This is a genomic window from Methanomassiliicoccales archaeon, assembly GCA_038740345.1.
Classification (GTDB): domain Archaea; phylum Thermoplasmatota; class Thermoplasmata; order Methanomassiliicoccales; family UBA472; genus JAJRAN01.
Genome location: JAVYMA010000002.1, coordinates 66,652 through 89,282, shown reverse-complemented (window position 1 = coordinate 89,282; position 22,631 = coordinate 66,652). Strand labels below are relative to the sequence as shown.

Below are 22,631 nucleotides of genomic sequence, written 5' to 3'. Positions count from 1 at the left end.
AACGCTCCAACCCTGCTTGAATCTTACTCACTCACCTACTAAAGGCATGGGGCGACTCATGTAATCAAATGCGAGTTGTCAGATGCTCAACGCCCTCTAGTACCATTTTTCCTTTTGCGGTGAGACGATAAGATCCTCGCCGACGATCGAGAGAGATGTAATTCACATCCCTCAATTTCCTCATATGGAACTGAAGGTGGCCGGTAGGCAAACCCAATTCTTTCGAAATCTCCGATAATGTACGCTCTGAGATCGAGAGCATCCTCAGGATTCTTAATCTCCAAACATTGGCTAGTGGAGCGATGGTTTTCTCCATCTCCTCTGGGGTCGGTTTGGGCTTTGTTTCTGGAGGATTGTTTTTGTCTCTCCACCCTGCATCCGATAGTTCGCTCAAAGCTCGATAGACCCCTAGGATGGCTCTTATTTTCTCCAAACTATCCAATGTGGACGATGAGCAGACCCGATCTGAGCAAAGGGAGACCCCACCCCTAATTAAAGAGTCAAGGGAATTAATGAGTTCTATCGCTCCTTCGATATCTCCATCAGAGACCAATCTAATAGACTCATTGACCGTCTGTTCTAGCTTCGGTAAGCACTCTTCTTTCCAATTGCACGATGATTTATTCCTACAACTTTCAAGAAATGAGTCGAAAGTTCGCTTACCTTCTAGACCAACTGCCATGTGCATCTGTCCAAAGAAAACGCTTTGGAAGTCGTGATAGCGCATATGCACCATTTTTTCGTTAAGATGATTAAGTTCATTGCGCAGAGCTTTCAGCTCGAGGAGCAGAGCTTCTTCTTCCATTTGCAATCAACCATTTGTATAGAAAATTATACATTGAGAATATTTATGTATTGTGTAGTCCTCTTAAGTGATTCGGTGACTCATTATGGTAAAACTGCCCGATGAGGTGTTTCAAGCATTCAACAACCCCAAAGCAGGAAAGACCCTGGCCACAGTGCGAGAGGACGGCACGCCACACATCATACAAGTTGGGAGTGCTATGGCACCTAACCCAGAAATGATAGCTTTTGGCGCAATCCTGATGAAGGAGACCGGCAAGAACCTAGAAGCCGCTAAGATGGGCGGCAAGCTCGTGAGCGTGCTAGTGACTCAGGAAATGAAATCTTATCAGGTGCATGCCAAAGTGAAGGATTACATCACCTCCGGCCCGCTTTTCGACAAAATGAATGAGGTGTTGAAGTCCATCGGCCTGAAAGCTCATGGCGTATGGACTCTCGAACCAGTTGAGGTCTGGAATCAAAGCGCTAGTTATGAAGCGGGCAAGAGAATGGCGTAGATTCTCTTCTAAGCCTAATTTTCTTGCCAGACGTTGGATAAATTGCAAAAGTCTGGCAATATCTTTTCTCCGCTCATTTACTATTTCATTTTTCAAAACAAGGGAAAAACTTTGTTCATAATCCTAATTTCAGATAAAAAAATACTCCATGATAAACCTCTCTCCACTGGTTGGTCGAATAGGATTAAGGCACCTGAAAAATGACTGGAGTAGATACTTCGAATGCTGCGTGATTATGATGTCGGCTACGGAACAGAGATCAATCGAACGGGCTCTAGTCCCGAGGCAGAGATGATGATCATTTAGGTTTGGTACCTAAAGCATCGGCCTTCGCTTTGCTGAATGAGCTGTCAATCACTTCCAACGTAATCAGCTCTCTCTCTGAACAAAGCTTCTCGAATCCGAAGGTGTTCACGAATTCATCCACTTTCTCCTCAAAAATTGCTCTGTCTCCTAGCCCAGTGTCCAATTTCAAGGCTTTCCGATATCCCGCCAAATCGAAGAGCCATTTAAGGGTTTCGAGGCTTTGACCTTCCACCCCTCTGGTGATTTCCATCTTCGTAATCATCTCTTTCCAGTTTTCCGCCCAGGCAGGAGTCAAATAAAAAACACCAGGAAATTTTCGTAGCAGATTGTAATATCCATCCGTACCGCCCAGGACGGCGGCAATACAATCGTCCACCGTCCTTCCTTGTCTATCGCACAAGATGTGCACACTTTTAATCTCCCTACAATCCTCCGAAGGATGGATACGGAAGGCATTGCCACAGAGTCCATAGAATAGGAGAACCGAGTTGCAATAAGGGGATATCTGAGATAATGTCGATAACACCTCTTGCCGTAGCCTTTGGGGATCTTCATGCAAGGCCATGGACTTCATGATGATTAGCAGCCGAAGACCTTGACCTTTCACTACCTCTGCAATCCCCTGCATGTCGATTATTTCCACGGGCGGGCAATTCTGAATTAATCCTAGCTTACGTAAGAAGTTACGGGAGTCATCGCAAATGACGACGTACAACCTCGAAATGTCAGGATCTTGTGATATCGCATATATCAGTTCATCTTCTAAAATAGGACATCCAATGACGCCCAGGACTCCACTTGAGGATTGCACGCCGTGAAATTGATAAACGCGTAATTAAGTCCTCGCTTTTCTAATAAGGGCAATATTGGAAAACGTTTACGCCCTGATAATGTTTATATCCTAACTGGAATTAAGGGTGGACTGAAAATGGGTCCGTAGCTTAGTCTGGCCAGAGCGCCCGGCTCATAACCGGGTGGTCGTCGGTTCAAATCCGGCCGGGCCCACTCCCCAAAGATTATGAACTTCATTCCCTCCTTATTTCGGAGCTGTCATTTCCTGAGCACAAGATTCTTTGTTTCTCCCTTTCGAATTCTTCTAAAGTTAAAGTGCCCTTATCTTTCAATCTATCGAGACGCTCTAAAAGCTCCAGTCTAAAGGCCACTTGTTTAAGCGATTCATCGCAACGGGCCATCTCCTCTTTCCTTTCATCCATAAACCCACTGACGATAATGCCTGCTGGCAAGGCTATGCTAAGCACTCCCAGTATGGCTATGAAGCCTGCCAATATCTTGCCTAAGGGGGTGATGGGCACGACATCCCCATAACCTACCGTGGTAATGGTTGCCACGGCCCACCACATCGCCTCTGGAATGCTTGAGAAGGTCTGTGGCTGAGCTTCGTATTCCACGTTCCACATCAAGGAGGAGGCGATTATTATGAGAATTATGACCCCAAATAAGGTTACCGCCAGCGCCTCAGCCTGTCTGCGGAGTACTCTGGCTAATAGATGAATGGAGCTGGAATATCTTCCCACCTTCAAAATCCGCAATATGCGCAACAGCCTCAACACGCGTATAAAACGGGCATCGAAAGTCATTAGGAATGGAATGTAGAAAGGTAAGAACGCGGCTAAGTCTACCAAAGCGAAGAATGTCAATGCCCATCTGAGTCTCCCCCTCACAGGTCTAGAATAACGAGGGTCCTCAGTGCATGACCAGATTCTCAGAGCATATTCCACCGTGAAAACCAATACGGTGACGACCTCACCCACAGAGAAAAGCGCCGAGTATCTTTCCTGAATTGAAGAGACCGATTCTAAAATAACACTAGCTACACTGAAGATTATCAATAAAGCAATCAGGAGGGTGAAAAGAAATGCTGTTCTGTCCCCTTCTTTAGTATATTCCAGAATTTCGTGCGTTCTTCTCCTTAAACCCATCGCTATTATTTCCTCTCCTTACACTTCATTTTTAAAATCAAGATTTCATCTTCTGCCAAGTAGATATTCTTTTTTGCCGTGCCCAAGCAATTGAGATTTGTGAATCAATATATATCGTGATAAGTCCTATTATGATTAGACAGCTTAAGTAATATTAACCTTGAGTGGTGGAAAAAATGATTGATCATGAGCTTCTTTATAATACCATTTTTAAAAGAAAATCCATTAGAAAATTTTTAAAAGAACCTTTGAAAGAAGAAAACTTAATAGACGTCATGGATAAGAGTAAAGAGATCTTCCCATTTTTACCCGAGATCAAAACTGAATTCAAGCTGGTGCCCCCAGATGAGATCAGAGGCATGTTCAAAGTACCAGCGCCTCATTATCTCGCAATATATTCAGAACAAAAGGATGGTTACCTTCCTAATGCAGGATTCATGCTGCAACAAATGGATCTTTACTTATCGTCCCACGGAATTGGTTCCTGCTGGCAAGGGAGCCCGAAGCCTCCTCGAGAGTTGCGAGAGATCTCGGGAAAGTCATTCATAATCATGTTGGCATTGGGAAAGCCTGAAGAGCCTTTGCATCGCATGAGCCTTAGTGAATTCAAGCGCTATCCATTGACCAAGATAACCGATATACAAGGAAAGGAGACATTATTGGAGGCGGCGAGGCTGGCTCCATCAGGTATGAACAAGCAGCCTTGGTTTTTCACGGGATCTGAAGATATAATCGATGCGTATGTGAGCACTTCATTGGTGATGAAAGAGCTTAATGAGATCGATTTAGGTATAGCTCTTTGCCACTTATGGCTTGCTGGTCTTCACTTCGGCTATAAAATTGAGCTGAATCGTAAGGGCCCCAGGACTCCTCCTCCCAAAGGGTACGCCTACGGAGGCTCAATAAGACTGCTTTGATGATTTCTCATCGTCCGTCGACCTAAACTGACTTTTAAAAGGCCATAGAAAAGCCATGATTTAGCGGAATCCTGATAATGATTTGAATAAATAGATTAAAAATATAATTTTAATATGCATAAGACATGACTTTGAATTTCTAAGCACAGAGGAATACTGGAATAGCCCTAAATTACCTCCAGAAAAATGATATCGAAACCCCACTATCTTAGGATCATCATAGCAAGAGATGCAGCCCAATCTCTTATTTCTTTCCAATCCTGAAAGTTCAGTCGATCCTTTGATTCTTGAAGCCTGACCTCGTTTTTCTCGTTCCTTATATAACTTTTCGCCAATGTTGCATCAAAAAAACCGTACCTAGATAGGTCAACCTCTCCACCAAAAAGCCTCATGCTCATGACTTTATCTATACCAAACTCCGCTGCCACATCCTTGACATACTCCTTCTCTAGTTGTTCTTTTTTAGATGGGAATAGGACGATATCGATGCAACATGCGAACATGGCTAAATTGCGCTTAGAGAGGGCTGTACTATTTTCCATCAAGAAACGGCGCGCCCTCTTCGTCCAATTATGCATGTTGATGCAGCTTCCCACCACAATTAGGTCGAAATCCTCCATTGCATGATGGTCTGACCTACGCAGATCCATGAGCGTGATCTCTGCTCCTTTCTCTGCCAGAACCCTACCCATCTCCTCAGCCACTCTCGCGGTTGAACCGTATTTTGTCCCGTAGGCAATGAGAGCTTTCATTGCCTATCACCTTTGGAAAAATCCTTCCTGATCGTCCACAAGTAGATGATGAAAATCATTGGCAGCACCAGACCCATAGCAGCGCTGGACTGAATTGAAAACACGGCCCACAGGTCAAATACCATGATGGCAAGGCTGAGAATTATAGTACCAAAATATCCCCATGTCTCTCCTTTCCAGAGACCATAAGAAGTCAACAGCCCGATTGCGCCTATGAGTAAAAACATGACCAGAATAAAATCGCTAATCTCTTGGCTCTGAGGTCTTTCAAAAGTTGGCCCTCCGCCGGCGATTATCATGGCTGGTATGGCAAAACGCATAGCACTTTGAAATACCGCTAATAAACATACTATAGTAACACCTAATCTTCTCCTTTTCCCGAGATGGGAACCCGATGAATTCTGTTGTGGCCTACTATTGCAGCCATTATTGTTTGAGCTCATGTTCTAATCTTAAGGAGAAGCCTTTCATAATCTCTCGTCAAGAATACTCGATAAAAAATGGCTTTTATAAGAGGCGGATATGACGGGAACATCAAGCTAGGGTTTGATGAATCGGAATAGAAAACTTAAGCCATAGATCGCTTTGTCTTAATACTTCTAGCTAGCATTGTCTGCAATCTTGCCGCCTGTTTTTCCTCGAAGTAATAAATCCCTCGAAGGATGTGAGGGACCACGGAGACGAATAGCCCCTCTCTTTCCAATTCCCTGCATGTTTCTGCCATCTCTCGCACATTGTTCGTCCAATAAAGTAAAAGGATGCGATCCGGTGCATTGCTGAATGCGTAGCTTCTGATTATCCCGCGAGAGTACTTCCTCACTAGTAGAACCATCGCCCTTTCCCTATCAACATCCGATCTGAGGAGAAGGTGGATATACGTCATAGTATCCCCCAATAAATCAGGTCTCCAAAGGATGGAAAAATTCACCAGTCCTTCTAGGACAAGATAATCCAATCTTCTCTTTACCGTCTTAGGGGTGACGTCGACTTCACTAGCAATCTCTGATATCGACCTACGTGCATCCTTTCTCAAGCAGTTGACGATCCTCAGGTCCAAGGGTGATAAGGGTTTCTTTTCAATATTCGGAGGAGTTGGTACGATTCCTACCTCGACATCATGCATTTGCGCCTCTTGAATGACAAAAGATACGAAATTGGACATCTCTATACTGTTACCTACCATACCATGAACGTACATCATATTGCCGCTAGCTACTTGTATCAACGCCAAATGTTCGCTCCGTGCCAGCTTTGCGGCCATCTCATCCATAATGGGCAGCTTGGACCAACCTTTGATCAGCAACCATGAGGAGCCCATGGCTTTTGGGGTTAAACGGGTCACGGTCCCTTGGATTATTCCAGAAGCCATCAGAGCTTGGACCCTTCGATGAATGGCTTGGGCAGACATATCCAGCTCCTCTCCCAATTTGGAGAAGGATAGGCGCGAATTTTGCATGAAGGCCCGGCATATAGCTACATCTATCTCGTCCACGTTGTGGGTTCTGTCTTCTTCCTTAATATAGGTTATCAGGGAAATGAGTCGTGATGTAAGATTTCATTCAACATCAATGATACTTAATCCACCCAAATAGAATCACGCTTCCGACCAATACGATTATTCCTATTAGCGTTAGACCAAAACCGAGGCCTTGGCTTCTCGGCATTCCCATTTCTGCCCCGAACAGGGCCAGCGCCATACCTAAGCCTATTAGCAATACACTGATTGTAAATGCCACGATGAGCCATTGTCTAGCAATTAGAACTTCTCTAAATGACTCACGTTGCCCCTTCTTCACGGGTATACTGCAGTTGCTGCAGTAAGCACCTTCCATTTGGTTCTCCGCGCCACATTTGCTGCATCTTACCATAGAACCCTCACCATTTATGCATTAGGGGTTGCAGCAAATAACATCATCGGTTTACTACATCGATAGAACCTGTAGAGATAAGGGATAATCATTTTGAATGAGACTTGAGCATACATTAGTGGATCAAAATGAGAATCGAAATATATTATGAGTCCAAATCGGGCAATGGCAAGAAGGCCATGACTAAACTGGCTGAAATCCTAATGGCCCGAGGCGCGATGGTGGGAATCCATCACTTGAAAGAGGTAAAGCCTAAAAGCGTTCCCCAAGCGGATGTTTATGTCTTTAGTTCTCCTACCCGCATAGGTAGACCGATTGCTACTATGAGGCGTTTCGCCAAAAAGGTTGTGCTGCCCCCCAATACAAAATATGCAGTGGTGGCTACTTATTTAGCTCCTCAGCCAGATAAAAAGACAGGAAAAATCCCAACCGAGGAGGAGTTGGCTAAATACCGGAGGAATATCCAAATTATGGATGAAATGCTCGGAAGGAAAGGCGAGAAATTGGCTGAACTGTCTCTCTTCGTACGGGGAATGAAGGGGCCTATGGAAGAAGGTTGGGAATCAAAGCTTGAGGAATTCGCTGATAAATTGATTTCGAAAAGGTGAGAATCAACCTCGCTCCTTAGAGCTAAAATCATTATTCCAGAAATTAGATAAATAATTGGCTCAAGTGCTCCTTGAACTCGCCTGAATTACTTCAATGAATAAACCGAATGATTGGAGGTGAACGGACTGCACCGCATCATTGAGTGCCATTATTTTATTTGCAACCAAAGAAGGGGGAAGGAGATTGGAGATAGGGAACGTTTTTTTGCTCCATTTACTTTGATGCCATATTATGAATCAGATTATATCAACCTTCATGCGGTGAAGGACGTCGACAGTCGCTCGTAGGGCTCTACCTGCATCGCGAAGATGGTGATATATCTCGAGCCGCTTCAGCATGAGTGATGGGTCATTCAATTTGAATAATTCAACCATTGCTGTAATGTATGTCGCTTCAATCTCGTGAAGGAAGCCACGGATCCTTCGCACCTTACCCTCGAAATCACCCTCTTTTGATGATAACATGCGCACTCCTTCTACCACTTCCTCCGTTCCCTTGAGAAGACTTTGAACCATCATTTTCATGTGATAGTCTGGTTCTACTCCGAAGGCAAAAATCTCCTTTGCCGTCTCTACTGAGTAATTCATTATATAATCCATCTGCCTGGAGAGGCCATATATTTCCTGGCGGTCGAACGGAGTGGAGAAGGCTTGGCTGAGCTTGTCTTCCATATCGTGGCGGAATTTATCTAATTCCTGTTCTTGTCGGTCTAGTTCCGTCGGTGCTATGATCTGTTCGTTCCCCAGCCACTCCATCAAGGAACGGACTCCTTTGGCGGTGAGTTGTGCCTGGGTGACGAGCATATCCTCAAAATCGTACTCCCTAGGAAAAATCGATTCTATTATGCTCTTTCTTTTTCTCTTACCATTAGAAACTACCAAGTCTATCTCCCTCCTACGAATACCAATGAAATCAATAAAAGATAGAGGCAGGCGGATATGGTCATGGTCACTGGAATGGTCAGGACCCATGAAATGACGATTTCTTTGCCAACGGACCACCGTACCTTCGTCGGGTTTTCTGCCGCCCCCACGCCCATTATGGAAGAGGAGATTACATGAGTAGAGGAGATAGGGGCTCCATAAAGAGTGGAGAAAGCGATAGAAGCGGCGGAAGCCGCCTGGGATTCTAATGAATGAATAGGCCTAACGAGGAATATCCTGCTCCCCAAAGTACGCATGACACGCCAACCTCCCATCAAAGTGCCTAAGCCAAGCAAAGATGCGCATGCGATCCTGGCCCAGAGCTCGACTTCAAGTGCGGAAGTCATTCCCGCGCTGAACATTATCAGAGCGATTACGCCCAATTGCTTTTGCGCATCATTGGCGCCGTTAAAGAACGCCATCCCTGCCGCCACTACCCAATTGGCCTTGATGATTTTGCGGTTGACTTCAGTTTTAGCGTTCCTTAGCGATAATGCAGCTATTTTATGTGCTAGATATCCTCCCATTAAGCCTATTATGATCGATATGAAGAGGAAAGAAAGGATTCTTACAAGACCAATTAGCTGGTGATTGGGGGTAAATAACTCCTCCCAACCCCAAAGGACAGATCCCATGCCCTTCGCGGCTACTGCAGCTCCGATCAATCCACCAATGATGGCATGAGTGGAGGAGGAGGGCAGTGAGAAAAAATAAGTCATCAGATTCCAAGCCGTTGAAGCGATAAGAGCTGTTAAAAGAAGAAGAAGCGCTTGCTCTCCTGGCTCTATGAGCAGGAGGCCTGCTAAGGTGAAAGCTACAGCGCTGCCGCCCAGCATCGCCCCCAGAAAATCCATCGAAGCCACCAAGATTATCCCCTGACGAGGCTTGGCGGAACGGGATGCGATAAAGGTAGCGGCGACTGAGCTAGCATCTTGAAAACCATTGGTAAAGGTAAAAGCTAGCGCGAGTACAATTCCTGCCACTGCTAAAAACTCCATTGACCTCGCCCAATTATTATGATATAGGCTTAGTCCCTATTCCTATTTGTCGAGTCTTGTCAGATATTTATATCTGATCTAATTTTGTGATAGGTATTTGTCTGAACCCGGAAGCTCAGTCGATCCAGAGCCAATTTCCTCTCCTTCTGTGTTAAAGTGGAAAAATGGCAGCTTAGAAGGAAGCATGAGATAAGAGGCTCCAGGCGCGACAAACAATCGCGTAGAATTTGCACTTGCCATGGTCTAGAATCTCTTTGAGCCGAGCCTCTTATCCATAGATTCAGATTATAAGAGAGCTGTAGATCTTAATACCAATGAAAAGTGGAAAAATTTACATTTAGCAATATGGGAAACGCCTTTAATCCTCGCTTCGAGGGAGCCCACTCCCCAGTATATATTGCTCGCGAAGAACCGATGCCTCCGCAGCCCGATTATTATTTGCCTGACCTTGCATTATGAGCAACTTCAGAGTAAACGCTTCCCAGCATCTGGGCCTGAAGCGCATTGATAGACCTCAGTTATGCGGAAAACTAGCAGTGATTTACAGAAAAGATCCGCACGCTTGGCGCTCACCATGCCCTTCATCTTCTCGTAATCCTCGCCTGAATCCAATATACTGATATTCCCCTTTAGTTTATAGCATCCTTTAACACCTGGTGTCCAAACAGTGAGGGCCGCTCTAGGATTCTCCTTCAAATTCGCAATAGTCGTTTTCATGAACTGATTGCCTATCCATATCGTTTCTGCATCCATTAGGAACACCGCACCAACCGGCACAACATTAGGTTCGCCTGTTCTTGTCGCTGTGGCCAGAGCAAATGCCTTAGAGGACTTGATAAAGTCCATCATTTCTTGAGTAAGCTGAGCCATGAGATGCATATTGTCGGTCAGGATAATCATCCTTACTCTAAGACACCTTTCTTCCACACCGACTACAATATGTATGACCTTCTACATTCCAACCACAGTTGGGGCAAAAGATTTGATGGCCCTGAAACGGTTTCTCTTTCATGATTTTAGATTCCGGCTTCTTTGGTTTAAACGCTATGAATAACATGAAAAATAGAATTGAAATAGCAAGCACCATAGCAAGCACCAAGAGAATATAAAACAGTGTTGTCGCTCCTGATTCATCAAAATCGTACCTGGTAACGGCTTTGGTTGAAGAGCCTAACAAACCCATTCCATTCCCGTTCTCGGCGATCACCCAGTAATAATATGTCGTCTCTCGATCGAGCCCGGCATGGATGAAGGTAATGTTGCTGGTCATTCCCACCTCCTGCCGATCTGACCCGTCCTCTTCTAAGCCGCAAAAAATGTGGTATAATAATATTGGGCTTCCATTATCTGAAGGAGGTCGCCAGCTCAATACAATGCTATTCCAATAGCATTCAATTCCCACGCTGCTAATAGGATCCGGTATGTTCAACAATCCAGGTATGACTGCTGTTACCTCGTTTGATCTTTCGCTCTTAGCGAAAGATGACCTCGCTCTAACTGTGTAATAGTATTTCGCTCCCTCACTGATGTTTACGTCTAGGAAGCTCGTGGCTGTGATCGAGCGATAAAAGGTGGTTGAGCCCGAAATGGAGGCTCTCATTATATCGTAGCTAATAATAGGGCTCCCGCCATCAGACGCCGATGGTTCCCACATCAATTGTATTCCATCATCATCGACGCTGACCATATGCAAGTCTGGTGGAGAAGGAGCCGTGGTCAGATAGATTCCATAACGTGGGATAGGCTCCGCGGCGAAGAAAAGAATTCCACGAAATGCCTCCACTACCGCATAATAAGTGCCTGCCTGCAATAAATCAAATTCCAGCATGGAGAAATAGCCCACCCCAGAGTCGTCGTCGCTATCTATTTCCCTCCATGGTACAGAGGAACTAGAATATAACCTCAGGAAAGTATCGCCCTTTGGGCCATAGGTCTCTAACCTCACGCGAGATGGGAAGGGCAAGTAAAATACATACCAATCCTTGTCTTTGTTTTCAGGCCCAATCGAATGCCATTGCTCCTCCCCTGGCATCAATAGCGTAGCCGTCTGAAATGAGTCATCTTCTTCGAAATCGTCTTGAGAGGAAAAAGTTGTTAAGTTCAACCAATATTTTAGAATCTCTTCATCATTATAATTTTCTTCCACTCTAACATAATATATGCCTTGGGGAAGGTCAAATTCCATTATCATGGAAAAAAGCCCTGAGCCAGTATCATCGTCATATGCCACCTCGAACAACCCCCCTCCTTCATGACAATAGAGCCAAAGGCGAGTGTCTCCCAGCGGACCCCATGTCTCAATCAATATGTTTTGCGTAGTAAACAGTTCAAAGCGAGCCCAATCCACATCCGCACCTTTCTCACCTATTGAGTGTTCTTGAGGGGAGTCGATGAGGAGCATGCTAGCGTTCTGGGGAGAATCATCTGGCTCATACGCATCTCTGCCGCAAGGGATGCTCATTAGAAGCTCGTAATTCACGATCTCGGAGTCTTTTCCTTTCTCGATCACTTTCACAAAATAGTTTCCGGCAGTAAGGTGAATCGCAAGGCGGGAGAAACGCCTTACCCCACCATCATCATCACAAGCCATTTCTATGTTCGGGGCGCTGGAAGAATTGTATAAAAATAGCTCGGTGTCACCACTTATGCCTGATGTCTGAAGCACCACCTCGGTATCTTGTTCCAAATTGAACATGGCCCAATCTATGTCCATCCCATAATCAGTAATAGAGTGGTACTGCGGCTGAGAGGGATAAAGGATACTCGACTGTTGATAAGAATCGTCCTCTTCGTAATTGTCAGGTCTGATTAAGCCCTCACCGACGTCGAAGTAAGAGGCAAGGAACTCGTCCCATAGGTTATCATCAGTGAACGTCGAATCAGAGCGGTAGCCAATCAAGTTTAAATCTGATACAATGTCGGGAAAGTATATTGCTATGCCATGGGCATCAGCTCTCAATGAACCACTTCTCTCATACAGCACAGTCTTCTCCACCGCCGACATAACCTGTTCAGCTGAGGCGGTAAGTGAAAGTGTAATTCCACTATCCTTTATATTTAAAGAGAAATCATAGAGATCCACAAACATCCGATATTCAAAACTCTCGGCTTTAGATCTGGCTTGACGTATTGATATCTCATACGAAGGCCAGGCTGAGATAAGTTCATAGGCGAAACCCGAGAGCGCTCTTGAAAGCGAATTCAGAGCCGTTGTGGCCACCGAGGACAAGGTCTCTTTTCCGGATGAACCGTAGTACTCAGAATACTCCCTGACGATGACCTCACTTAGCTGTATCGATGTCATGGAGGATCTGGAGACCAATGAGGAAAGTATCCTGTCATAAGGCCAACCTTGACCTGGCTCGGTCTCTTCAGAGAATACAACTGTTGTAGCTAAGTCCATGAATTCATAAGCCACCTCAAACATGCCCATGAAACACGCATCAAAGCCAAGAAGATCCAGAGTCTTTCCTGTCGATTGTTGAGCACTTATAAGAGCTTGCCTTATCTCGGGAAGTAGCAGTGAGTCCCCACCACTGGTCTCGTCAGAGCATACGCCATATACCCATCCGCCTCCATGATCCCATAATACCAGGGCATAATGCTCGGCAGGATAGCTCGAAATTCCCCATTCTAAAAACGCCCTCAAAGTGCTAGGGCTACCCATGTTGAGTTCGCCTAGATCCGCGAGCTGATAAAATGGGACCGGACGATCCCCATTTTTCACCAGAAAGCGCTTGGTTCCCTTCCAATCCTCATAAGAGGATGTGCCACCATTCCAACTGGTAAGCGGACTACGGTCGAACTGCACCACTATATTGACCTGGGATGTGGAACCCACTGAGGCCATCTCCAAGAAGTCTTCGATTCCATATCTCTCTAAATTGTTATCCGCATCCAGATAGACCAAGAACGTCCAATTAGCAATCGCATTTTCTCCCCAAGAAGACTGGGAGATTAAAGAAGCTCCAAAGATGGTGGATATGTATAGGAAAGTGATAATCGTGCAAACTAATTTCTTTTTGACGGGCATTTCTAAGCCTTTGTGATTGCCCATAGCTCTTTCGTATAATAGATATATCGTGTTTTTTTTATAAGAGCCATGTCTGCGATGGTCTATGAACTCAATATAAATTATTATAATCATACTTATATTAAATTCCTTCATTCCTTAACTCAAAATATTGAAAACCGGGAGCATATCTAGTATAATCAACTACTTTTGATCATTAAGAGCATGAGTCAAAATCCTCAGAGAGAGGTGGATACTACATTCAGAATCGAATAGATTTAATGAAAAAAGGCAGAAAAAGATTTTGATATTTTTTAAAAATAAAATTTTAACCTAGCTTATGCTGCAACGATTAAAAGCTCAATGCTTCCCGTGCTTTTTTTTTAAAAAAAAGTATATTAAAGATCTTTTAACACCTAATCCTCTGCTAATGCACTTAAAACGCTTAATAAATCAAAGTTGATAAATCGTCATGGATTTTTTCATCGTTATCCAAAATCGCGACGAGACATTTACCAATATTTTTATGTTAATGCTCTGGCGAACCTCGAAATCATACGCAATTTGATTATCAATTATGAAAATCAACTGATAACCCTTTTTAAAAAGACCGGTAATGGAAAAATGAAGGCGAGGTCGTGGAGAACATATCAGTTGGCCTGCTGTCTTTGGTAGTAGGCATAATCGGGGTGGCTTTAGGCTTATATGTATATCTCCAGAGTCCGAGCTTTCCCATCTCGAAAGCTTTTCTTTACTCCATGTGGCTGTTCTTTATTGGTTCCTTTCTCGATTTCGCTCTTCTTCACGCTCCGAGCCGCGAGCTAGCCTTATGGATTGCACGGTCTGAATTGTTCATTGTAGTTCTCCTATTCGCGAGCATTCTTTATCTCGCCTCATTTCTCCCACACGAAAGATTTAGTGGCTGGTTCCGAGGTAGAGAGACGATGCTTGTGATTATAGCCCTCCTTTCAGCCACAATAGCCGTTGTGCCTGTAACAGATGTTGTACACACGCCTGCCGGATGGGGAGTAACAGGAACTACTGCTTTCATAGTTTGGACCAGTGTGGTCCTTGGCTACATTTCCTTAACGATATTCATGGTCCACCACACCTGTCGGGACGTTAAATGGGAGCATACGCGGAAACAAAGCAGACTGATTTCTCTCGGCGTAATCTCTCCAGTGGCCTACGCCTTCGCCTTTCGAGGTCTTGAGAATATCAATCCAGACATACCTTTCATTCTTTCACCAGGCTTCCTAGCTCTCGCAGGAGTGTTTGCCTACGGAATAATGCGGTACCGCCTTTTCCTACCCAGCGCAGCTAAGGAAAATGAGATACGGGGTGTGAAGAGAAAAGACCGGGAGCTGGCAGAGAGCTCCAAGTTCATCATGGTTAAAGAGAAGCGCCCCGAAAGGTCCTATAGATTGTTCCTAGGTCTTCTTGCCTCTGGAAAGATCGGCTTGATAGTGACAAGATCTCATCCAGACATGCTGCGCGATGAATACCACATAGAAAAGACGCCCATAATTTGGCTAGCCAAGCACCCAGGGCCTTATCGTGTGGAGCCAGCGAACCTATCGATCCTGCAGCACATAATCATAGAATTCTTGCGAAAGGGAGGATCCGGGGCGGTAATAATCGACTGCGTGGAATATCTAATGGAAAACAATCCACCAGAAGAGGTTATGAAGATGCTCTTTGACCTGAGGGATGAGATCTCAATGGTCAACGCCACTCTGATAATATCATTGGATCCAGACACGATTGAAGAACAACAAACAGCGCTTTTAGAGAGAGAGTTTCAAATCGTTGCAGATTAGATTACGTTTATAAAAGTTAACAAAAATAAAGCTCGATCTTAGAAAAAAAAAAGAATGCTGAAAGGATTGATGCTTGATAGTTTCTCCAAATGGATATTCGGCCTCAGCGCCAAATCTGAGCTTCGGTCGATTTTACCTTCCTCACTTCTAATCCCCCTTTACCCTCCCGACCTAATCGAGAAGTATTATCTCAAATGATAATAATATCATATAAAACTATTCGCATAGTATTATCTATAGGGATAATAAAGGTGTCAGTCAACCTATGTTTTCTGAACAGTAAATAATTATCCGACAAATAAATATCATCATTATGCAGAAACACTTTCGCGTTTCAACGCTTTAAATCGAGTTCAAAGTTTGGTTATGGATGCGTAAATATGGGAGAAAAATGAGGTAGGGCTTATGGGCACTCGTGAAATGCTTAAAAAATTAGGGGAGGATATCGTTGATGAAGCATTTTCGGACCTTTTCTCTATGAGAATACCATCCATCACGGCAAAAAAGGTGTTAGGCCACTTTTCCCGCAGATGGAGAGATTATACACGCGCTGCTTTGATGGTGATGTCCTGCCAAGCGGTAGGAGGAGATTCTAGAGTTGTGCGCCAGGCAGCAAAAGCATTGGTGCTTTGCGGAGGGGCATTCGATCTGCATGATGATATTATTGACAAATCTTTTGCGCGGAAGAAGCGAAGAATAGCATCCATTCAGGGCATTTATGGCATGGAAGCTACCCTTCTTGCAGGAGACGCTCTATTGATCGCTGGCCTTTCAATGCTTTCAGAAATGTCAGATGTGCCTAAAAGCCGAGCACAACAGGCTGTGAATGAAATAAGAAGTGGGCTCTTTGAGCTAGGATCTGCGGAGATGGAAGAGTTGAGCTTGGTCAGAAATTTGAATTCGAATCCTAGAAGATACCTGCACATAGTGCATATGAAGGCCGCTGACGTGGAAGCATATACTAAAGTAGGAGCGATGCTCGGAGGAGGCAACCAAGAAGAGTGTGAAGCTCTAGGTAGATATGGCCGGCATCTAGGAGAGGTTTGTATTTTAAGGGATGACCTAGAGGATACTTTCAATGATGATTGGGAGTTACGCTCAAGGATATGCAAGGAGAGCCTTCCTCTGCCCATCATCTTCTCATTAAAGGATGAAAGATGTCGCAGAATCCTACTTGATATGTTCTCAAAATCTCCCGAGGATATATCGAAAAAGGAGTTAGCGGATTTAATAAGCGTGATTGACGAAAACAGGGGATTTGAGAGAGGCCAGGAACTAATTCAAAAACATGTGCGGATGGCAAAGCGAGAAGTTCTTCATCTCCGGGATCCAGAGCCTTTCTTAGCTCTATTCCAATGAGTCAAGGCTTACCACCTTCTGTTTGATATAATTAGGAAGTTCAAAACAATAAATTTCGAGGGGTTGAGAGTATAGCTTTGCCATTTGGCATATCATTGGCGCTTAAACCCAGAACGATTTATATCGTATATGAAAAAAGAACATGATTAATATTTTTAGATTCTTGCATTAATAAATTGAATGAATCCCTGGCGTTATTGCCATTTTGCATTTATGGCGTTATTAAGTGGCCTATTCATCACATATTAGTGTTAAACTTGTCCCGCTTGATATTCTATTCTAAGATATTCGATACATTAATATACTTGTATCTTAGTCGCTGGGGTCAGCTAAATGTAACCGTTCGTTGGAGACCTCACGAACCCTCCGGGTGAGTAGGCCCCAAGAGAAAGGCCATTTTAGTTAATCAGTAGACCGGAGGTGAATTCAAGGATGTACAACGACAGGCCAAGGGAAAAGCACAAAGCCGTCTGCAGTGACTGCAAGAAGGAGTGCGAGGTCCCATTCAAGCCCACTGAGGGCAGGCCCGTGTATTGCCGCGACTGCTTCAGCAAGCATAAGCCGGCAAGACGCTTCTGAAAGTACCACATTTGGCTCTTAAAGAGCCAGATTTATTTTTTTAACAAAATTCGCAAGAGTGTATCTATTTGCTTATGCGAAAGTTACTAATCCAAAGAGCTGCAGTAAGATGGGGAAAATATGGTAGATGGCTTTCGGAGCACATTAAAAGAAGTTGCATACTCCGTCTCGCCAATAGTGATCATTGCGCTAATTATCCAGATATTACTGTTGAAGAAGTCCCTAATTGAAATCGCAGGATTTATGGTTGCGGTTTTAATGGTCCTACTAGGATTTACCCTCTTCCTCATCGGTGTAAAAGAAGGGATGTTGCCAATGGGTGAAGCGGTTGGTGGGGCTTTGCCGCAGAGGCAATCAGTGCTATTCATTGTAGGTACGATTTTCGCCCTCTCATTCCTCGTCACATTGGCTGAACCCGATGTACGTGTCCTTAGCAGCGTAATAGCTTCAGTTTCAGAGGACGAGATTTCGCGCACCGCCCTACTTTTTGTCATCTCGTTCAGCCTTGCTCTATTCATGGCTGTCGCAGCTTTGAGGATATTATTCAGTGTGGATATTAGGTATGTTCTAGCTGCTGGTTATGTTTCGGTAATCGCCCTTTCCTTCTTTGTTCCAAAGGAGTATATGGCCATAGCCTTTGACGCTGGAGGAGTAACCACCGGACCAATGACGGTCCCAGTCATATTGGCGCTTGGAATAGGTTTAACTTCGGTACTAAGCGGTAAAAGTCGCTTATCCGAGGGCTTCGGCCTCATCGGAATCGCTTCTATCGGCCCTATATTGGGCTTGATGCTTTTGGGGGTTTTCTGGGGATGAGCGTTGAGGCGGTTGAAATTGGTGATGTGATAGTTGATGTAATTTCAGCCTTAGCTCCATTGATTGCCTTCTTCCTTATTTTCCAATTACTTTTCATTAAATTCCCTCGCAACCAATTAATAAAATTAGGTTGGGGTATTGCTCTGACTGGATTAGGAATGGTACTGTTTTTAGAAGGAGTTTACCTCGGCTTCTTACCCCTGGGAAGCGAAATAGGTCGATACTTTGGTTCTTTGCTTGACAATTGGGTACTTGTGCCGCTAGGATTCATGATGGGATTCATAGCTACCCTGGCGGAGCCGGCGGTCAAAGTCTTATGCTATCAAGTGGAGAAATCCTCTAGTGGTTTCATAAAATATCGTCTTCTAATTTACACCTTGGCCTTCGGCGTGGGCACTTTAGTATCTTTGGGATTCGCCAAGATAATCTATGAAATCGATTTCATATACATCATCTTGCCCGGCTATTTATTGGTAATAGTTCTTTTGTTCCTTTCGGATTTGGATTTCGTAGCCGTAGCTTTTGATGCAGGAGGTGTTGCCACGGGACCGATGGCCGTATCCTTCCTGATGTCCATGGCGGTAGGTGTGGCCTCTGTCCAACAAGGAGGAGATCCGTTGGTGACAGGTTTCGGCCTGATCGCACTTATTGCGCTCGCACCAATAATATTCATCTTGTCTTTGGGGATAATCATTAAACATAAGAAGAAGGGAATATAATGAGCGAAGGTAGGCGCATGGAACTTATCATAACCATAGTTCGAAAGGGATGGGCCGATACGGCATTAGAAGCATCTAGAAAGGCAGGGGCAGAGGGAGGTACTATTCTATTTGGAAGAGGGTGTGGCGTGCATGAGAGGAAAACTTTCCTTGGACTCATGGTGGAACCAGAAAAAGAGATCCTCTTGACCACTGTCAGCTCCGATATAAAGCAAAAAGTGCTGGATGCCATAGTACAGGCCACTAAATTGAACGAGCCAGGAAATGGTATGGCGATGGTCTTGCCTCTGAATGAGGTGATTGGAAAGGTCCATATGACTGGAGAATGTTTAGGATAATTATTGCGGAGCTAAGAAATGATCTTGTTCACGTTATTAGTGACTGTTCTTCTACTTCTAATGGTCTGGGTAATCATATCTTTCCCTTTATACCTCGCAGCTAGGGTAGTCACAGACGGTCGAGTCTCTTTAGGAGCAGCCATGCTGGGTACCCTGCTGGGCTCATTCGTTTTCTATGGAGTTTATTATTTTAGCTCAAGGATTTCAAGCGCTTTCCTGGACCGACCGTGGTCTTTGCTCCTAAGTACCATTATCGCTTTATTGGCTTTCCTGGCATTATACAAATTCCTATTCCGCACCACATGGGGGAAGGCGTTACTAATCGCTGTACTTGCTGTTGTTATAACCTTAATCGCTGCTATTATATTGTTGTCGATTGTAGTTCTCTTCGGGTTGGCCTTTCTTATTTAATAAATTGTCAAAGCACTTAATTACCTACCTAAATGAGAAATACCCCTTGCATCGTAGAATCGATTATGAGGCGCCGAAGCGTTCGTATGGTATTAGTAGCCAAGTCGATCACGGAAGGTGCTGGAGTCCGCTTGAATAGAGCGTTCGGACAAAAAGAAGCCGCTGATTTCGACCCTTTTCTATTGTTGGACCATTTCCGTTCTTTCGACCCGAATGATTTTGAGGCTGGTTTTCCCTTTCACCCACATCGCGGCATACAAACAGTAACCTATCTAATTTCAGGAAGCATTGAGCATCAGGATAGCCTTGGGAACTGGGGAAAAATCGGTCCAGGTGAAGTCCAATGGATGATTGCTGGTAGTGGGATTCTTCATCAGGAGATGCCGCGAGCTGGAAGGGAGGGAATAAATGGATTTCAACTATGGGTCAATCTGCCGCGTGACCAAAAATTAGTTAATCCAAGTTATCAGGATTTTAGATCCGCTGATATCCCAACAATTTGGACCGAGGAAGGAGCTAGGATAAAGATTATTGCTGGCTCTAGGAATGGAGTGCAGGGAGCGATGAAAGAGATGGTGGTGAAAATTGGTCTCTTTCACACGGAGCTACCGCCAAGAGCCGAGTGGAGCGCCTCCATTCCGCATGACGATCTTGCTTTTGCCCATATCTTTGAAGGCGGGATAAATGTCTTAGAAGATGACCATAGTAAGGCCATTCAGAATAACAGCACAATCCTCTTTACGCAAGGGGATTGTATTATGGCTCAGGCGGGTGAGAAAGGGTGCCAGTTTCTTTTTGCTCATGGAACGCCGTTGAAAGAGCCTATGGCATGGAGAGGCCCTATCGTGATGAACACTCAGAAAGAGCTGGATTTAGCCTTCGAGGAATTGCGGCAAGGCAACTTTGTAAAAATTAAGAGTGGTTTTGTTTAAATCATTAGTAGGTTGAAGTTTCCTCTTCCGATTGCTGCAATTGATAAAACTTATGTGTATGGTAGAAAGGCGAAAATTTTTATGATTCTAAGAGGTTTCAAAGATAATTATATTTTCATTCTTTTAAAATCAAATTCTCTAATAAAAGGATTGCGTACTGAGCCATTTAAATTTTGATAAGATTAAAATATAAAAATTGCGGGGATTGGATATGAAAGTATTTACTACACCACCATATCGAATTAGCATGGGCGCTATACCTAGAACATCGAGAGCGAATGCATCGAGAATATCTATAACCTACTCATTGCCAAGGTCCACCGTGGGTACACGGCTCGCAGTCAATCCCCTTTCCACTAAATAGCGATGGGCTGAGAGAGCAGCCATGGCCCCCTTACCAACAGCGATAGATATTTGTTTCTCCTTGGAATCAGTCACATCCCCTGCAACGAAAAAGTCCCTCGACTTCGGTGGACATATCCTTGCCTACCGGTACCTCCCCAATTTCATTCAACCTCACGTGATTCCGAAGAGGGCCGACCTTAGGCTCCATTCCAATCTCTAAAAATACTCCGTCAATTTCGAGAAGAAATACTTCTTCATTTTCTATGTTTCTTAACAGCGCTGCCTCCAAATGATCGTCGCCTAAGAATTTCTCAACCATATACGGGAGCAAAAAAATAACCTTATTTGAGCTTCAGACCTCGTCTACCAGCGGAGCGTCGGCTCGAAAATCCCTCGACGATGCACCAGATAGGCCTTCCTAACGAGTGGAAGAAGATCTCTGAGAGCCGTAAACGCGGAGTTCCCGCCTCCAACAACTGCTATTATTTTCTCTTTGTATAATGGGGCATCGCAGGTTGCGCAGAAAGCGATTCCTTTGCCGAGTAGTTTCTCCTCACCTCGTGCACCTGTGCGCCTATATTCCTTTCCTCCGCAGAAAATCACTGCCTTTGACCTAAAATCCCGGTCAGTTTCCGTCCTTACGGTAAATCCCATTTTCTGAATGAAAGACCTCGTGCACAATTTCGCCCAAGCCTTCTGCGATTCCATATAATTCAATATGTTCCCGAAATGCTCCCACCATTTCTGCACCGCTAACCTCAGGGACTCCTAAGTAGTTCTCCGCCTTGGCGGTGTAATTTACTTGACCACCGAGATCATTGGACAACAATAAGACGTCTAAACCTTTTCGGGCTGCATAGAGTGTGGCTGACATCCCCGCGGGTCCCGCTCCTATGATGATAACATCATATTCATGGGAGGGGTTAGGTGTCCGGGCCCTTCTTTTACCCTCAAGAGAGCGAATCTCTTGCTGAATCCGAAAGTAAGTATTCAGGTGCACCGCTTTCAAAACTTGCAAGTACAAGCGTTCTGCAGGAACTAAGCCATCAAAGCGATGTAATTCATTTATAATCGTTCGGGGCACGCCCTTGACTTCATATTCCTTCACTACATCGGGAAATTCTGCCACCTCGACCATATCCGCACGGAAGCAAGGGGTTACGAAAGCGAATTGATGCGCTTCTCTAACCATCTTTGGGCAATAAGGACAATTCAAGCTTGCCATTGCCCGGATATGAACGTCTTTGTCGCTAGCATTGACCAATAACTCCAATTCATGGTCCAAGCCACTTTGGCCAAGAGATATCATCAATATGTCTTCCAATAGAGCGGAGAATTCTGTGCCAGCGATAAGGCCGTAGAAGCGGATGCCGAAATCCTCCTTCCCTAAAATCACCGTTGCTGGGAAGCGCCTGATGCCAAAATCTACTATTTTCTCAGATTCTTTTAAAGCATTCATCTCCACAAGTGTTATTTTCTCACTTAGCGACACAAGCTCATGCAAAAGTTGACTTTGTGCCGCACATGTGAGGCGATTGTCACTCCCATCCGTAAACAGAATATTTTCACTTGCTCCTTGAGGGCAGTTAGGGCTTTTCTCACCGCTTGTTATGCAACTTCATCAATTATTGGCTTCCCTTTCAACATTATTTCACGGTTTAATCATTTCAAACTGATAAATAATAA

General features: G+C 44.5%; 25 protein-coding genes and 1 tRNA gene. 12 read left to right on the top strand and 14 right to left on the bottom strand.

The window, feature by feature from the left end; all coding sequences use genetic code 11:
• Positions 1-64 precede the first annotated feature (64 nt).
• Positions 65-805, bottom strand: a complete 741-nt coding sequence (locus QW520_01340; GenBank protein ID MEM0448453.1) for a winged helix-turn-helix domain-containing protein — start codon at positions 803-805, stop codon at positions 65-67.
• A gap of 85 nt (positions 806-890) precedes the next feature.
• On the opposite strand from QW520_01340, the gene QW520_01335 reads away from it, so the two are divergent.
• A complete protein-coding gene (locus tag QW520_01335) occupies positions 891-1,301 on the top strand; it encodes a pyridoxamine 5'-phosphate oxidase family protein (GenBank protein ID MEM0448452.1) in 411 nt (136 codons plus the stop codon).
• 298 nt (positions 1,302-1,599) lie between these two features.
• Here the strand turns inward: QW520_01335 and QW520_01330 are convergent, their stop codons facing one another.
• On the bottom strand, positions 1,600-2,418 hold the full coding sequence (locus tag QW520_01330) for a DUF1638 domain-containing protein (protein MEM0448451.1): 819 nt from the start codon (positions 2,416-2,418) through the stop codon (positions 1,600-1,602).
• Positions 2,419-2,537: 119 nt separating this feature from the next.
• Here QW520_01330 and QW520_01325 point away from each other — a divergent pair.
• Positions 2,538-2,612, top strand: a tRNA-Ile gene (locus QW520_01325).
• A 20-nt stretch (positions 2,613-2,632) separates the two neighbouring features.
• Here QW520_01325 and QW520_01320 read toward each other — a convergent pair.
• Complete coding sequence (locus QW520_01320; GenBank protein MEM0448450.1) at positions 2,633-3,547, bottom strand: ion transporter; 915 nt, start codon at positions 3,545-3,547, stop codon at positions 2,633-2,635.
• A 176-nt stretch (positions 3,548-3,723) separates the two neighbouring features.
• On the opposite strand from QW520_01320, the gene QW520_01315 reads away from it, so the two are divergent.
• On the top strand, positions 3,724-4,464 hold the full coding sequence (locus tag QW520_01315) for a nitroreductase family protein (protein ID MEM0448449.1): 741 nt from the start codon (positions 3,724-3,726) through the stop codon (positions 4,462-4,464).
• A gap of 203 nt (positions 4,465-4,667) precedes the next feature.
• Here the strand turns inward: QW520_01315 and QW520_01310 are convergent, their stop codons facing one another.
• From QW520_01310 to QW520_01295, 4 genes are all read right to left on the bottom strand, one after another.
• Entirely contained in the window at positions 4,668-5,216 is a 549-nt protein-coding gene (locus tag QW520_01310) for a flavodoxin domain-containing protein (protein ID MEM0448448.1), read from the bottom strand.
• Positions 5,213-5,536, bottom strand: coding sequence for a hypothetical protein (locus QW520_01305; GenBank protein ID MEM0448447.1), 324 nt, complete (start codon positions 5,534-5,536; stop codon positions 5,213-5,215). Before QW520_01305 ends, QW520_01310 begins: the two co-directional genes overlap by 4 nt.
• 248 nt (positions 5,537-5,784) lie before the next feature.
• On the bottom strand, positions 5,785-6,708 hold the full coding sequence (locus QW520_01300) for an AsnC family transcriptional regulator (GenBank protein ID MEM0448446.1): 924 nt from the start codon (positions 6,706-6,708) through the stop codon (positions 5,785-5,787).
• 73 nt (positions 6,709-6,781) lie between these two features.
• Entirely contained in the window at positions 6,782-7,084 is a 303-nt protein-coding gene (locus QW520_01295) for a hypothetical protein (GenBank protein ID MEM0448445.1), read from the bottom strand.
• Between the two features lie 128 nt (positions 7,085-7,212).
• Between QW520_01295 and QW520_01290 the strand changes: the two genes are divergently transcribed.
• Positions 7,213-7,692, top strand: coding sequence for a hypothetical protein (locus QW520_01290; GenBank protein ID MEM0448444.1), 480 nt, complete (start codon positions 7,213-7,215; stop codon positions 7,690-7,692).
• Positions 7,693-7,929: 237 nt separating this feature from the next.
• Here QW520_01290 and QW520_01285 read toward each other — a convergent pair whose 3' ends face one another.
• From QW520_01285 to QW520_01270, 4 genes are all read right to left on the bottom strand, one after another.
• Entirely contained in the window at positions 7,930-8,574 is a 645-nt protein-coding gene (locus QW520_01285; GenBank protein MEM0448443.1) for a DUF47 family protein, read from the bottom strand.
• A gap of 2 nt (positions 8,575-8,576) precedes the next feature.
• Positions 8,577-9,614, bottom strand: a complete 1,038-nt coding sequence (locus QW520_01280; GenBank protein ID MEM0448442.1) for an inorganic phosphate transporter — start codon at positions 9,612-9,614, stop codon at positions 8,577-8,579.
• A 465-nt stretch (positions 9,615-10,079) separates the two neighbouring features.
• Positions 10,080-10,484, bottom strand: coding sequence for a pyridoxamine 5'-phosphate oxidase family protein (locus QW520_01275; protein ID MEM0448441.1), 405 nt, complete (start codon positions 10,482-10,484; stop codon positions 10,080-10,082).
• 37 nt (positions 10,485-10,521) lie between these two features.
• Positions 10,522-13,647 (bottom strand): clostripain-related cysteine peptidase, encoded by a 3,126-nt coding sequence (locus QW520_01270; GenBank protein ID MEM0448440.1) that lies wholly within the window; start codon positions 13,645-13,647, stop codon positions 10,522-10,524.
• Positions 13,648-14,264: 617 nt separating this feature from the next.
• Between QW520_01270 and QW520_01265 the strand changes: the two genes are divergently transcribed.
• The 8 genes from QW520_01265 to QW520_01230 all read left to right on the top strand — a co-directional run bounded on the left by QW520_01265 (position 14,265) and on the right by QW520_01230 (position 20,600).
• A complete protein-coding gene (locus tag QW520_01265) occupies positions 14,265-15,446 on the top strand; it encodes a DUF835 domain-containing protein (GenBank protein ID MEM0448439.1) in 1,182 nt (393 codons plus the stop codon).
• Between the two features lie 405 nt (positions 15,447-15,851).
• Entirely contained in the window at positions 15,852-16,805 is a 954-nt protein-coding gene (locus tag QW520_01260) for a polyprenyl synthetase family protein (GenBank protein ID MEM0448438.1), read from the top strand.
• A 432-nt stretch (positions 16,806-17,237) separates the two neighbouring features.
• The gene (locus QW520_01255) at positions 17,238-17,384 is read left to right on the top strand and encodes a CxxC-x17-CxxC domain-containing protein (protein ID MEM0448437.1); all 147 of its coding nucleotides are present in this window, start codon (positions 17,238-17,240) and stop codon (positions 17,382-17,384) included.
• A gap of 120 nt (positions 17,385-17,504) precedes the next feature.
• Positions 17,505-18,200, top strand: coding sequence for a DUF1538 domain-containing protein (locus QW520_01250; protein MEM0448436.1), 696 nt, complete (start codon positions 17,505-17,507; stop codon positions 18,198-18,200).
• On the top strand, positions 18,197-18,919 hold the full coding sequence (locus QW520_01245; GenBank protein MEM0448435.1) for a DUF1538 domain-containing protein: 723 nt from the start codon (positions 18,197-18,199) through the stop codon (positions 18,917-18,919). Before QW520_01250 ends, QW520_01245 begins: the two co-directional genes overlap by 4 nt.
• Positions 18,919-19,257 carry a P-II family nitrogen regulator gene (locus QW520_01240; GenBank protein MEM0448434.1) on the top strand — a complete coding sequence of 113 codons (339 nt, stop codon included), beginning with the start codon at positions 18,919-18,921 and terminating at the stop codon, positions 19,255-19,257. Before QW520_01245 ends, QW520_01240 begins: the two co-directional genes overlap by 1 nt.
• A gap of 18 nt (positions 19,258-19,275) precedes the next feature.
• Positions 19,276-19,668: a hypothetical protein gene (locus tag QW520_01235; GenBank protein ID MEM0448433.1), complete on the top strand. Its 393-nt coding sequence runs from the start codon at positions 19,276-19,278 to the stop codon at positions 19,666-19,668.
• Positions 19,669-19,733: 65 nt separating this feature from the next.
• Positions 19,734-20,600: a pirin family protein gene (locus QW520_01230; GenBank protein MEM0448432.1), complete on the top strand. Its 867-nt coding sequence runs from the start codon at positions 19,734-19,736 to the stop codon at positions 20,598-20,600.
• 300 nt (positions 20,601-20,900) lie between these two features.
• On the opposite strand, the gene QW520_01225 is transcribed toward QW520_01230, so the two are convergent.
• The 3 genes from QW520_01225 to QW520_01215 all read right to left on the bottom strand — a co-directional run bounded on the left by QW520_01225 (position 20,901) and on the right by QW520_01215 (position 22,404).
• Positions 20,901-21,038, bottom strand: a complete 138-nt coding sequence (locus QW520_01225; protein MEM0448431.1) for a hypothetical protein — start codon at positions 21,036-21,038, stop codon at positions 20,901-20,903.
• On the bottom strand, positions 21,031-21,264 hold the full coding sequence (locus QW520_01220; GenBank protein MEM0448430.1) for a hypothetical protein: 234 nt from the start codon (positions 21,262-21,264) through the stop codon (positions 21,031-21,033). Before QW520_01220 ends, QW520_01225 begins: the two co-directional genes overlap by 8 nt.
• 306 nt (positions 21,265-21,570) lie before the next feature.
• Positions 21,571-22,404: a thioredoxin family protein gene (locus QW520_01215; protein ID MEM0448429.1), complete on the bottom strand. Its 834-nt coding sequence runs from the start codon at positions 22,402-22,404 to the stop codon at positions 21,571-21,573.
• Positions 22,405-22,631: the final 227 nt, after the last annotated feature.

Excerpts from the sequence above, each read along its gene's own strand:
- QW520_01340 (MEM0448453.1), bottom strand. The coding sequence starts at position 805 with ATGGAAGAAGAAGCTCTGCTCCTCGAGCTGAAAGCTCTGCGCAATGAA.
- QW520_01335 (MEM0448452.1), top strand. The coding sequence starts at position 891 with ATGGTAAAACTGCCCGATGAGGTGTTTCAAGCATTCAACAACCCCAAA.
- QW520_01320 (MEM0448450.1), bottom strand. The coding sequence starts at position 3,547 with ATGGGTTTAAGGAGAAGAACGCACGAAATTCTGGAATATACTAAAGAA.
- QW520_01315 (MEM0448449.1), top strand. The coding sequence starts at position 3,724 with ATGATTGATCATGAGCTTCTTTATAATACCATTTTTAAAAGAAAATCC.
- QW520_01310 (MEM0448448.1), bottom strand. The coding sequence starts at position 5,216 with ATGAAAGCTCTCATTGCCTACGGGACAAAATACGGTTCAACCGCGAGA.
- QW520_01305 (MEM0448447.1), bottom strand. The coding sequence starts at position 5,536 with ATGCGTTTTGCCATACCAGCCATGATAATCGCCGGCGGAGGGCCAACT.
- QW520_01295 (MEM0448445.1), bottom strand. The coding sequence starts at position 7,084 with ATGGTAAGATGCAGCAAATGTGGCGCGGAGAACCAAATGGAAGGTGCT.
- QW520_01290 (MEM0448444.1), top strand. The coding sequence starts at position 7,213 with ATGAGAATCGAAATATATTATGAGTCCAAATCGGGCAATGGCAAGAAG.
- QW520_01280 (MEM0448442.1), bottom strand. The coding sequence starts at position 9,614 with ATGGAGTTTTTAGCAGTGGCAGGAATTGTACTCGCGCTAGCTTTTACC.
- QW520_01275 (MEM0448441.1), bottom strand. The coding sequence starts at position 10,484 with ATGGCTCAGCTTACTCAAGAAATGATGGACTTTATCAAGTCCTCTAAG.
- QW520_01270 (MEM0448440.1), bottom strand. The coding sequence starts at position 13,647 with ATGCCCGTCAAAAAGAAATTAGTTTGCACGATTATCACTTTCCTATAC.
- QW520_01260 (MEM0448438.1), top strand. The coding sequence starts at position 15,852 with ATGGGCACTCGTGAAATGCTTAAAAAATTAGGGGAGGATATCGTTGAT.
- QW520_01255 (MEM0448437.1), top strand. The coding sequence starts at position 17,238 with ATGTACAACGACAGGCCAAGGGAAAAGCACAAAGCCGTCTGCAGTGAC.
- QW520_01250 (MEM0448436.1), top strand. The coding sequence starts at position 17,505 with ATGGTAGATGGCTTTCGGAGCACATTAAAAGAAGTTGCATACTCCGTC.
- QW520_01245 (MEM0448435.1), top strand. The coding sequence starts at position 18,197 with ATGAGCGTTGAGGCGGTTGAAATTGGTGATGTGATAGTTGATGTAATT.
- QW520_01240 (MEM0448434.1), top strand. The coding sequence starts at position 18,919 with ATGAGCGAAGGTAGGCGCATGGAACTTATCATAACCATAGTTCGAAAG.
- QW520_01235 (MEM0448433.1), top strand. The coding sequence starts at position 19,276 with ATGATCTTGTTCACGTTATTAGTGACTGTTCTTCTACTTCTAATGGTC.
- QW520_01230 (MEM0448432.1), top strand. The coding sequence starts at position 19,734 with ATGAGGCGCCGAAGCGTTCGTATGGTATTAGTAGCCAAGTCGATCACG.
- QW520_01220 (MEM0448430.1), bottom strand. The coding sequence starts at position 21,264 with ATGGTTGAGAAATTCTTAGGCGACGATCATTTGGAGGCAGCGCTGTTA.
- QW520_01215 (MEM0448429.1), bottom strand. The coding sequence starts at position 22,404 with ATGAATGCTTTAAAAGAATCTGAGAAAATAGTAGATTTTGGCATCAGG.